Origin of the sequence: Acinetobacter sp. AS5 (assembly GCF_048957595.1) — a bacterium.
Lineage (GTDB): Bacteria > Pseudomonadota > Gammaproteobacteria > Pseudomonadales > Moraxellaceae > Acinetobacter.
Map to the genome: position 1 here is coordinate 1 of NZ_JARDAL010000012.1, position 11,562 is coordinate 11,562.

Consider the following 11,562-nt stretch of genomic DNA (forward strand, 5'->3'; position numbering starts at 1 on the left):
AAACGCACTTATCTATGGCATTAGGCTATAAGGCCATCATGAACAACATTAAGATCAAGTTCATTACCGCAGCGGATTTAATGCTGCAACTGAGTACAGCCTATCAGCAAGGTAAATTGAAAACCTATATGCAGCGTGCGGTACTGGGACCAAAGTTACTGATTATCGATGAAATTGGTTATTTACCATTTGGACGTGAAGAAGCGAATCTGTTCTTTAACGTGATTGCCAAGCGTTATGAAAAAGGCAGTACGATATTGACGAGTAACTTACCCTTTAGCCAATGGTCTAAGTCATTTGCGGATGATGTCACGTTGACCGCTGCGATGTTAGATCGGCTATTACATCACTGTCATGTGGTACAGATATCGGGTGAGAGTTATCGTTTGAAGGATAAAAAAAGAATTGGGATTCAGCCGCAGGTTGAAACTTAATACGAGATCAAAGGGGTCAATTTTACTTCGCCATTTTTAAGGTAAAAGGGGTCAATTTTAAAATGCCGTTGACAGCATCATCAAAGCTCATATATTTATATAAAATCATTATTCTTATCCAATAAAAAACCCCGCTTTCGCAGGGCTTTTATAGCATAAAAATCAGCCAATCAAGAGATTAGTTTTTCTATTTATCAACGATTTTGTTTGCTTGGCTCCAAGATATGAAAAAAATGGGAAAGCACTGCTTTCCCATTTTTTCAGGCACGTAAACATAGAAATAAAAAACCCACTCAAATAGAGTGGGTTTTCGCATTCAAATCAAATGATTCGAGAAATTAGTTTTTCTCTTTATCAACGATTTTGTTTGCTTGGATCCAAGGCATCATCGCACGTAACTTGTTACCAGTAACTTCGATACCATGAGCAGCATTTTGACGACGACGAGCAGTCATAGATGGGTAGTTCAACGCACCTTCTTGAATGAACATCTTCGCGTATTCGCCAGATTGAATACGTTTAAGCGCATTACGCATTGCTTCACGAGACTGTTCGTTGATTACTTCAGTACCCGTTACATATTCGCCGTATTCAGCGTTGTTTGACACTGAGTAGTTCATGTCCGCGATACCGCCTTCGAACATCAAGTCAACAATCAATTTAAGTTCGTGTAGACATTCGAAGTACGCCATTTCTGGAGCATAACCCGCTTCAACAAGAGTTTCGAAGCCCATTTTAACCAATTCAACAGCACCACCACAAAGAACTGCTTGCTCACCGAAAAGGTCAGTTTCAGTTTCTTCACGGAATGAAGTTTCAATGATACCTGTACGGCCGCCACCTACGCCTGAAGCGTAAGAAAGAGCAACGTTACGCGCATTACCAGAAGCATCTTGGTGAATCGCGATAAGGTCAGGAACACCTGAACCACGTTGGTATTCAGAACGTACGGTGTGACCAGGAGCTTTAGGTGCAACCATGATTACGTCTAAGTCAGCACGTGGAACAACTTGGTTATAAAGAATCGAGAAACCATGAGCAAATGCTAAAGTCGCACCTTGCTTGATGTTTGGCTCAATTACGTCACGGTAAAGTTGAGATTGGAACTCATCTGGAGTCAAAATCATCACTACGTCAGCTTGTGCTACAGCAGCAGGAACTTCAGCAACTTTAAGACCTGAATTTTCAGCTTTCTTCCAAGAAGCAGAGTTAGCACGTAAACCTACAGTTACGTCAACGCCAGAATCTTTCAGGTTAAGCGCATGCGCGTGGCCTTGTGAACCGTAACCAATGATCGCTACTTTCTTAGATTGGATGATAGATAAGTCACAGTCTTTATCGTAAAAAATTTGCATTGCTGTCTCCGCTTAAATGCTTGTTTGTCCGTTAAATCAGGCAATGACCCTTAAATTTACATTGCCTGATACCCTCTTCTTATTCAGATGAGGAAATACTTAAAATTTAGATGGTGAGTACTTTTTCGCCGCGTGCGATACCTGATACACCTGAACGAACCACTTCTAAAATCGTGTGTTCTGCAAGTGCATCAATAAACGCATCCACTTTTTCAGTGGTACCCGCGATTTGAATGGTATAGGTCGTTGGTGTTACATCGACAATCTGACCACGAAAAATATCTGCCGTACGTTTGATTTCGTCACGCGATGAACCCAATGCTTTGACTTTAATCAGCATCAATTCACGCTCAATATGTGCACCTTCAGACAGGTCAACCACTTTCACCACTTCAACCAACTTGTTAAGCTGTTTGGTAATTTGCTCAATCTTGTGATCATCACCATAAGTGGTCAATGTCAAACGTGAAAGCGTTGGATCTTCAGTCGGAGCAACATTCAATGTTTCGATATTGTAGCCACGCTGTGAAAACAAACCCACTAAACGGGAAAGCGCGCCTGATTCGTTTTCTACGAGTACAGAGATAATATGTCTCATTTCGTGCGCTCCCCTTTAGCCAACCACATATCCTGCATCGACTGACCCGCAATCAACATCGGATAAACGTGCTCGGTACGATCTACCATAACGTTAATAAATACGCACTTGTCGTTAATCGCCATCGCTTCTGCAAGCTTCGACTCTAGCTCATCGGCATGATTAATCTGAATACCGACATGACCATAGGCTTCCATCAGTTTGGCAAAATCAGGCAATGAATCTACATAAGAACTTGAATGACGTCCTTCATAGTTCATATCTTGCCACTGCTTCACCATCCCTAAAGACTGGTTATTCAGGCACAGGATTTTTACATTCAGGCCATATTGCTTACAGGTCGACAGTTCCTGGATACACATCTGAATCGATGCTTCACCGGTGATACACACTACTTGCTGTTCCGGGTATGCAAGCTTCGCAGCCATTGCATACGGCAAGCCGACACCCATGGTGCCTAGACCACCTGAGTTGATCCATTGACGTGGACGTTTGTATTTGTAATACATCGCACCAAACATCTGATGCTGACCGACGTCAGAAGTAATGATCGCTTCACCATTGGTCACTTTGTCCAGTGCCTGAACCACTTGTTGTGGCTTCATTACACCATCAACACCTGCTTCAAAACGACCGCCATGAACCTTGCGCCATTCATTGATCTGTTTCCACCATGCCGCAATCGCTTCAGGATTTGGCTTAGAAACATTAAGCTGTTTCAACTGATTCAACATCTCATTCAATACAGGCTCTACAGCACCGACAATTGGAATGTGCGCCATAATGGTTTTTGAAATTGTCGCTGGGTCGATATCAATATGAATCACTTTGGCATTCGGACAGAATTTCGCAGGGTTATTGGTCACACGGTCATCAAAACGCGCACCCACACACAGAATTACATCTGCATTGTGCATGGTCATGTTAGCTTCATAAGTACCGTGCATACCCAACATACCGATGAACTGTTCATCATCACCCGGGAATGCGCCAAGACCCATCAAGGTATTGGTCACTGGATAACCCAATAGATGCGCAAGCTCTGTCAATTGTGCTGAAGCATTGCCTTGAACCACACCACCGCCCGAGTAAATCACAGGACGTTTGGCATGGATCAGTTCTTCAATCGCTTTACGAATTTGACCTGAGTGACCACGGAACGGTGGCTGATACGAACGCATCTTCACTTTTTCTGGGTATTCGTAAGCAAATTTCTCTGCAGGATTGGTCGCATCCTTTGGAATATCAATCACTACAGGACCTGGACGACCTGAAGACGCAATATAGAAGGCTTTCTTGATAATCGCAGGAATTTCGCTGGCATGACGCACCTGGAAGCTATGTTTCACGATAGGACGTGAAATACCGACCATATCGGTTTCCTGAAATGCATCTTCACCAATCAGATGACTCGCAACCTGACCTGACAAAATCACCATCGGGATTGAGTCCATATAGGCCGTTGCAATTGGGGTCACCGTGTTGGTTGCGCCCGGACCTGAAGTCACCAGCACAACACCGGTCTTGCCTGTCACGCGTGAGTAAGCATCGGCCATGTGACCAGCAGCCTGTTCGTGACGTACGAGATAATGATTGATTCTGTCTTGTTGAAATAGCGCATCATAAATATGAAGAACTGCGCCGCCTGGGTATCCAAAAACATGTTCAACGCCTTCGTCCGCTAATGCGCGAACAAGCATTTCACCACCAGATAGAAGTTCCAACGTGATTCACCCTAATATTATTCACTGCACAAATGGGAGGCATTTGCAGTGTTTCGTTTGTTAACTGTCTGCACTGTTATAGCACACAAATTTCATAGTTTTCAAAGCAATAGGAAAAAAATCTGATCTCTTCACTGTTCGAGCAATACGGGATCTGAAACATGTTGGGATAAACATATTTTGCTTAGCTTTGTTCAATTTCTCGGCTAGAAAAATCGCCCACTGCATGAAATGACACTTAGTCGAAGGGTGATCGATCTAAGGCATATAAAACTATTGCAGCATTCTTGTGTTTTCAGGCTTTAAAGTCAAGTTTAAAAAACAGACAATCCATACTTACTAGTGCCTAGATCTGCTGTTTTTAACAGCAATATCAGCTCATAGCCATGCATTGACTGTCTTGTATATTCATCTAATCCAATAAAATTCATAGAGTTAATGGTTTAATTTTATAAATTTTTAATATGTCTTATATAAAAAAAATGAATGAATTTTTATTAAATGAAAGGAAATTGTTTATCAATAAATTTTGTATACGAAGATTTATCTCTGATTTCTTATACGCTAGAGTGGGTTTGTTTAAGCGATTAACATCGAATAAAGCAGATAAAAATCCATCATTTTTACTGAAAATATCACTACAATCATTGCAGTATTCCATGCCTAGCAAGCCGAGGCCCAAGAACAATGAAAATATCTTTTTTAACCGCCTTCAGTCTAAGCTGCGCAATATCTCTGGGCATCTATAGCACCAGTGCGTCAGCAATCCAGTATTATAAATGGGTCGATGCCAAAGGTATCACGCATTATACCAAGACCCCACCGCCAAAATCTGCGAAAAAAGCCACCACAGTGGATACTTATGGCTGGAAAAATTCAGCACCGGCATCCTCAAAACCGGCTGAAACTGAAGCTCAAACCGAGAACACACCTCAAGAACAACAGCAACAAGCCCCTCAAGTTCCTGCGAATCAGGACCAGCAACAACGTGAAGCCAACGAAGCCTTGCAGCAATCTAAAAATCGTGCAGTGGCTTTATAAGATACCTCTCTTACTAGAACAGCAGGTTTTTTCTTCGGGAAATGCCGGCGCAAAATTCACTTTTAGGTGCATTTTGCGCTATGCTGTGCAACAGACTTTTTTCACCGTAATTCACTGATACGTTTATGACTACTCACATTGATTCCGAATATCAAGCCAGTGCGATTGAGCCTCAAGTCCAACAGGATTGGGAATCTCGCAAAGCCTTTAAAGTTGCCGATAAAGTAGAAGGTCCACGTCGTTATATTCTCTCGATGTTCCCTTACCCAAGTGGCAAGCTGCATATGGGTCATGTGCGTAACTATACGATTGGTGACGTGATCAGCCGTTTCCATCGCTTAAAAGGTGAAACGGTCCTACAACCAATGGGTTGGGATGCTTTCGGTCTACCTGCTGAAAACGCAGCGATTGCACATCAGGTTGCACCAGCAAAATGGACATTTGAAAATATTGCTTACATGCGCGACCAGTTAAAAAAACTCGGTCTTGCAGTGGACTGGGATCGCGAATTTGCGACCTGTACCCCTGAATACTATCGCTGGGAACAATGGTTATTTGTTCAACTTTATAAAAAAGGCTTGATCTACCGCAAGCTTTCAACCGTGAACTGGGATCCAGTTGATCAGACTGTTCTTGCCAACGAACAGGTTGAAAATGGTCGCGGCTGGCGTTCAGGTGCATTGGTAGAAAAACGTGATATTCCAATGTACTACTTCCGCATTACCGATTATGCGCAAGAGTTACTTGACGACCTAGACACGCTTAAAGATGGCTGGCCACAACAGGTCCTGACCATGCAGCGTAACTGGATTGGCCGCTCACAAGGGATGGACATCACCTTCCCTTCAGCAAATCCAGAAATCTATGCAGACGGTTTAACGGTATTCACTACCCGTGCCGATACCTTGATGGGCGTGACCTATGTTGCAGTTGCAGCAGAACACCCGATGGCGCTGAAAGCGGCTGAAACAAACCCAGAATTGGCTGCATTCATTGAAGAATGCCGTATGGGTTCTGTGGCAGAAGCGGATCTTGCGACTGCCGAGAAGAAAGGCATGGCAACCGGTCTTTCTGTGAAGCATCCTGTGACTGGCGAAGAAGTTCCGGTCTGGATCGCCAACTATGTATTGATGTCTTATGGTTCAGGTGCAGTGATGGCGGTTCCATCACATGATGAACGTGACTTCGAATTTGCCAATAAATATAGCTTGACCATCAAGCAAGTGATTGATGCCAAAGGCGCAGATGATGCTGAGTTCTCTGAGACAGAGTGGCAAGAATGGTATGGCTCTAAAGAAGGTAAACTGGTTAATTCAGGCGAATTTGACGGTCTAGATTTCCAGGGTGCCTACGATGCATTCCTTGCCAAATTAGAACCAACAGGCCTGGCAAGTTCTAAGGTTCAATTCCGTTTACGTGACTGGGGTGTTTCCCGTCAGCGTTATTGGGGTTGTCCAATTCCAATGATTAACTGTCCATCATGTGGTCAAGTGCCAGTACCTGAAGAGCAGCTTCCTGTGGTTCTTCCGACTGACGTTGTTCCAGATGGTTCAGGTAACCCGTTGAACAAGATGCCTGAGTTCTATGAAACCAAATGCCCATGTTGTGGTGGCGACGCACGTCGTGAAACAGATACGCTAGATACCTTCGTGGAATCATCTTGGTACTATGCACGTTATGCATCTCCAGACTTTACTGATGGCATGGTAAAACCTGAAGCGGGTCAAACTTGGTTACCTGTCAACCAATACATCGGTGGTGTTGAACACGCGATTCTGCATTTGCTTTATGCACGCTTCTTCCACAAATTGATGCGTGATGAAGGCGTGGTACAAGGCAATGAACCATTTACTAACTTGTTAACGCAAGGGATGGTGCTTGCAGATACCTTCTATCGTGAAGCTGAATCTGGCAAGAAAACCTGGTTTAACCCGGCAGATATCGAGCTTGAAAAAGACGAAAAAGGCCGTGTGCTTTCTGCCAAATATAAAGAAGATGGCCAAGACGTTATCGTTGGTGGTCAGGAAAAAATGTCGAAATCGAAAAATAACGGTATCGACCCGCAATCGATTATTGACCAGTACGGCGCAGATACGGCACGTGTGTTCATGATGTTCGCGGCTCCACCTGATCAATCACTTGAATGGTCTGATGCCGGTGTTGAGGGTGCAAACCGCTTCCTGAAACGTGTATGGCGTTTAGCAACAGGCTTCCTTGAAAAAGGTAACGGTGCATCAAACATCGACAAAGCGGCACTGTCTACGGCTGCACAAGACTTGCGTCGTAAGACACACGAAACCATCCAAAAAGTCGGTGATGATATTGAACGTCGTCATGCATTTAACACTGCCATTGCTGCATTGATGGAACTTTTAAATGCTAACAACAAATTTGAAGCTCAAGATGACAATGACGTTGCTGTCGCACGTGAATCGATTACCACGCTGTTAACTTTACTTGCACCATTTGCACCGCATTTAAGCCAGACTTTATTGGCTGAATTTGGGATTGAATTGAATTCAACTTTATTCCCTGCGGTAGATGAATCTGCGCTGACACGTAATACGCAAACCATCGTGGTTCAAGTCAACGGTAAGCTTCGTGGCAAGTTAGAAGTATCTGTAGATGCCTCTAAAGATGACATCTTGGCTCAAGCCAAAGCATTGCCTGAAGTTCAACAATTCTTGACAGGTCCAACCAAGAAAGAAATTGTAGTACCGAATAAATTAGTGAATTTGGTGGTTTAAATCCTTAAGTTCCCTCTCCTCTCAGGAGAGGGCTAGGGAGAGGTAAATATATAACCCCTCATCCTAATCTTCTCCCAGAGGGAGAAGGAACTTTCTGAAGGATTTCACAATTCCCAAACAAAGCCCGTTGCCAGCCAACGGGCTTTGACTTTACAATCCAGTTCAGGATTTCAAATATTCCCTTTCGGGAAGCATAGAGGGCAACACATGCATTTGGGCAAACGTTTAGCAGCAATTGTTTTAACTTGTGGTCTGAGTGCAGGCTTAGTCGGCTGTGGCTTTCATCTGAAAGGAACCAATCCGAGCTCCGCCCCTGTTGCTTACTCTGTCATGAGCCTGTCTTTACCGCCCAATACTGAAGAACTGCAAGAGAAACTGGCAGTTTACCTCGGTGCTGCAGGCGTACAGCTGAGTAATGCACCCAATGCTTATGTGTTACGTGTCCTGGATTACACCCCTCGCCGTCTGGAACTGAACGGTAAACTAGTTGAAACCTTGTTACGTTTAAACGTGACTTTCCGGATTGAAGATGCACAAGGCAATCCGATCACTGAACCACGCACTGTCGTGGCAACACGTACGTATCAATATGATATTGAAACGGTCAACACCGATGACCAGGAACAAAAATATCTGAATCAGGTCATTATTGATGATGTGGCGCAGCAGATCGCGCGTCAGATTTCATCGAACCGCTTACCGTTAGCCAAACAAAATACCTCAGCGCAACCTGCTCAATAAGACCTCTTTATGAAACTTGATTATCTGCAAGCCCTGAAACGTGTCGATGAAGCTCGCGGTGCTTGGGTCTTGCATGGTCAAGAGCCTTTGCTGGAACAGAATTTAATTGATGCCTTTCGGGCCAGCTGGCAAAAGCAGGACATTGAACGTCAACGCTATGACATTAGTTCGGTCGCCGACTGGAAAACCGTCTTTAATGCTTTGAACAGCTTGTCGCTGTTTTCAACCCAGTTGGCGATTGAAGTACATGGCAATATCAAGCCAGATGCAAGTAGTCTTAAACTGCTAAAAAGCTATTTACAACAAGACAGCGATAATTTGCTATTAGTGGTGATGCCCAAGCAAGATGCGAGTAGCCTAAAAACCAGCTTTTTTCAGGTCATTGATGCCAATGGCGTGAATGTTTCGCTGGTGGCCAATTATCCGAAAGACCGGCAGCAGATTCTGGGTATTGAAGCTGAAAAACTCGGCATTCGTTTAGCCAATGATGCCTGGCAATGGCTGGAACAACATCATGAGCACAACCTGCTTGCGGCAAAGAACAGCCTGATGCGGGTCAGCGATACCTTTGCTGAAATCGATGTGATTCAGGTGGAGCATTTATATGCATGTTTACAAGATCAGTCACGTTATAGCACCTATGATTTGAGTGATGCCCTGTTGCAAGGCAATCTCTCGCAATCGGTCAAGATTTTCCAGTATCTGGTCGCTTCAGGTGAGCCGATGAGTCTGATCTTATGGAGCCTGAGCAAAGAGATGCGTCTGTTGATGCAACTGTTTGAACAGCCGCAAAATGCCTTGCAAATCGGAATCTGGAAAACCAAAGTGGGGCTATATCAGCAGGCTTTACGCCGTCTCACTCCACAACGCTTTTTGAGCTGGCCACAACTGTTAATCCGTATTGATGTAGCCATTAAAGGGATGTCCAAAGAGAACCCTGAACATCTCATTTTACAAGCCATTGCTGAAATGTGCGGTCAACGCTTATTTTTAGCGCCAAATGCCTAACTGAAGAAACGTGCAAACCAGCCTTTACCTTTTTTGCTTTCCTGGGCACGTAGATAACTCAACATGTTATCGCGCACTGCATCGACATAGTCTTGGTCATCATGTTGAATATGATTGATCAGCCATTTGGACAATAAGCGATATAAATCATTTTCAATGGATTCTCCCTTCTCGAATTTGAGACGGTAATCATTGAGTCGTTTTACAAATAATTCATGTATACCGCGATGTGAAGGGAGATATTGATAACTGACCTGTTCCAGCAGATTTTCTTCAAAGCTGAAATGGGACTGGGTATAATCAATTAAATCATTCAAAACTTCCTTGATCCGATCACGCTGGCCAGCCCCTCTAATCTCTTCTAATGCGTTAATATAGTCTAAAATTTGACGATGCTGCTTATCAATTACGTCAATTCCGATGTTATAACTTTCATTCCATTCCATCGTTAAACCCTCATCAATCTTGATAGCAAAGTTGTATTATTTCCGCACAATTAAAGTGCGTCTTCTTCTTAAGTGACAAAACCATAATTTTTTTATGGAGTTAAATCTTACAAGTTTTATTTCTTTAAATCCATATATAAAACATGGGTTTTTTAATTTTTTTTTCTGTTTAATTTTCAACTGGTTTTACTATCAGAAATATAAAGATAAGAGTTGGACCGGAAACAGCCATCGAACAAATATCACACCACAAATCCTAGTTATTGTTAGGTTTTATACCTTTATTAGGTCAGATATAATTTTATCTTTGCAGCACTTCATTTGCGGATCTCAGTCAAAAAATACGCTTGGGAACAATGATTATTCTGTTTAATAATCACGTGATGATCTTTTAATTGCGGGCTGATAGTTATGGAAAAGCAAGGCACTGTCTTGCATCTCAAAGACATCATGGATTAATCATTTTAAAATGATTTCTAGATCTCTTGCGAAAGTCGTTATTGCAAGTTCATCCGGTTTACCAGTGCAGCGATTAAGTTAATGCGTAAACCGAATCTTTTCCGTCTATTTCGATAGCGTTCACTTAATATTCTAAATGTTTTCAATTGACTATTAATGTGTTCGATCACAACTCGTATTTTTCCAATCATTTTATTGTACTTTTTCTCAACATCAAATAAGGGTAAATTCTTCTTTTTCTTTATTGGCATCAATAACTTAAAGCCATCTTGCTCTAATCCGTAGTACCCTAAATCGGTCATAACATATTCACAATGTTTGAATTTCTTAACCGTTTTTCTTGCCAATTTAATATCATGCTGACTGCCATTCGATATATCTAGCCCTATGATTTGTTTGCTGTTCGGATGATAGATCACTTGTGCTTTTAGCGTATGTTTCTTCTTTTTACTACTGTAGAACTTACTCTGATTTTTTTTTCGGACGTTCTATTGAACATTCTGTCGCATCAATAATGACCCAGTTAAAGTGTTCCTCTGCTGTGGTAATGCTTCGTTTTGGCAGAGTAAAACGTCTTGATTTCATCAATGCATCTTCAACCTTTTTAATGGTTCGATTCACATTACTTTCAGCGATATGGTAATTTGCTGCTAATTCCAGTTGAGTGCTGTAGTTCCGTAAGTAATTGAGAGTTAATAACAACTGATCCTCTATATCTAAAGTATGAGGACGACCTGATTTCTTTTTGAGTGATTCTGCTTCTTTTAAAACTTCGACCATTTCACTAAAAACTGCTCGAGGTACACCAACCAAGCGCTGGAATTCAGAATCTGAAAAACGATTTAATTTCTGATATTTCATGAAATCTATATTGAGGCAGTTTTTACTTTCGCAAGAGGTCTTCTATTAACGCTATTTTTTAAAATCGAGCCAATAGAAAATAATTCTCATTATAAATTAAAAAAATTCACGATTTATCCCAATTTCGCTTTTATAATCAATCCTTATC

Annotated in this window: 9 protein-coding genes and 1 pseudogene; 5 read left to right on the forward strand and 5 right to left on the reverse strand. The window is 42.4% G+C overall.

Annotated features, from left to right (window positions below):
* A pseudogene (istB, locus tag PV763_RS04975) lies at nt 1-434 on the forward strand (IS21-like element ISAba8 family helper ATPase IstB); the annotation flags it as partial.
* Nucleotides 435-772: 338 nt separating this feature from the next.
* On the opposite strand, the gene ilvC reads toward istB, so the two are convergent.
* The 3 genes from ilvC to PV763_RS04990 form a co-directional block, all read right to left on the reverse strand.
* Nucleotides 773-1,789 (reverse strand): ketol-acid reductoisomerase, encoded by a 1,017-nt coding sequence (gene ilvC, locus PV763_RS04980; RefSeq protein ID WP_004278368.1) that lies wholly within the window; start codon nt 1,787-1,789, stop codon nt 773-775.
* A gap of 106 nt (nt 1,790-1,895) precedes the next feature.
* Nucleotides 1,896-2,387, reverse strand: coding sequence for an acetolactate synthase small subunit (ilvN, locus tag PV763_RS04985; RefSeq protein ID WP_004278369.1), 492 nt, complete (start codon nt 2,385-2,387; stop codon nt 1,896-1,898).
* On the reverse strand, nt 2,384-4,111 hold the full coding sequence (locus PV763_RS04990) for an acetolactate synthase 3 large subunit (RefSeq protein ID WP_004278370.1): 1,728 nt from the start codon (nt 4,109-4,111) through the stop codon (nt 2,384-2,386). The genes ilvN and PV763_RS04990 overlap by 4 nt, the downstream gene beginning before the upstream one ends.
* A 687-nt stretch (nt 4,112-4,798) precedes the next feature.
* On the opposite strand from PV763_RS04990, the gene PV763_RS04995 reads away from it, so the two are divergent.
* From PV763_RS04995 to holA, 4 genes are all read left to right on the forward strand, one after another.
* On the forward strand, nt 4,799-5,152 hold the full coding sequence (locus PV763_RS04995) for a DUF4124 domain-containing protein (protein WP_409651914.1): 354 nt from the start codon (nt 4,799-4,801) through the stop codon (nt 5,150-5,152).
* A gap of 125 nt (nt 5,153-5,277) precedes the next feature.
* Nucleotides 5,278-7,899, forward strand: coding sequence for a leucine--tRNA ligase (gene leuS, locus PV763_RS05000; protein WP_420937459.1), 2,622 nt, complete (start codon nt 5,278-5,280; stop codon nt 7,897-7,899).
* A 207-nt stretch (nt 7,900-8,106) separates the two neighbouring features.
* Entirely contained in the window at nt 8,107-8,640 is a 534-nt protein-coding gene (locus PV763_RS05005; RefSeq protein ID WP_004733068.1) for a hypothetical protein, read from the forward strand.
* A gap of 9 nt (nt 8,641-8,649) precedes the next feature.
* Nucleotides 8,650-9,648, forward strand: coding sequence for a DNA polymerase III subunit delta (gene holA / locus PV763_RS05010; protein ID WP_420937460.1), 999 nt, complete (start codon nt 8,650-8,652; stop codon nt 9,646-9,648).
* On the opposite strand, the gene PV763_RS05015 is transcribed toward holA, so the two are convergent.
* Together PV763_RS05015 and PV763_RS05020 are read right to left on the reverse strand one after the other, a co-directional pair.
* Nucleotides 9,645-10,094 (reverse strand): bacteriohemerythrin, encoded by a 450-nt coding sequence (locus PV763_RS05015; protein WP_420937461.1) that lies wholly within the window; start codon nt 10,092-10,094, stop codon nt 9,645-9,647. The genes holA and PV763_RS05015 overlap by 4 nt on opposite strands.
* 497 nt (nt 10,095-10,591) lie before the next feature.
* Nucleotides 10,592-11,414 (reverse strand): IS5 family transposase gene (locus tag PV763_RS05020; protein WP_420937462.1). Its coding sequence is split into 2 segments (ribosomal slippage): nt 10,592-11,032 and nt 11,034-11,414, totalling 822 coding nucleotides; the frame shifts between segments, so codons are not numbered across the junction.
* Nucleotides 11,415-11,562: the final 148 nt, after the last annotated feature.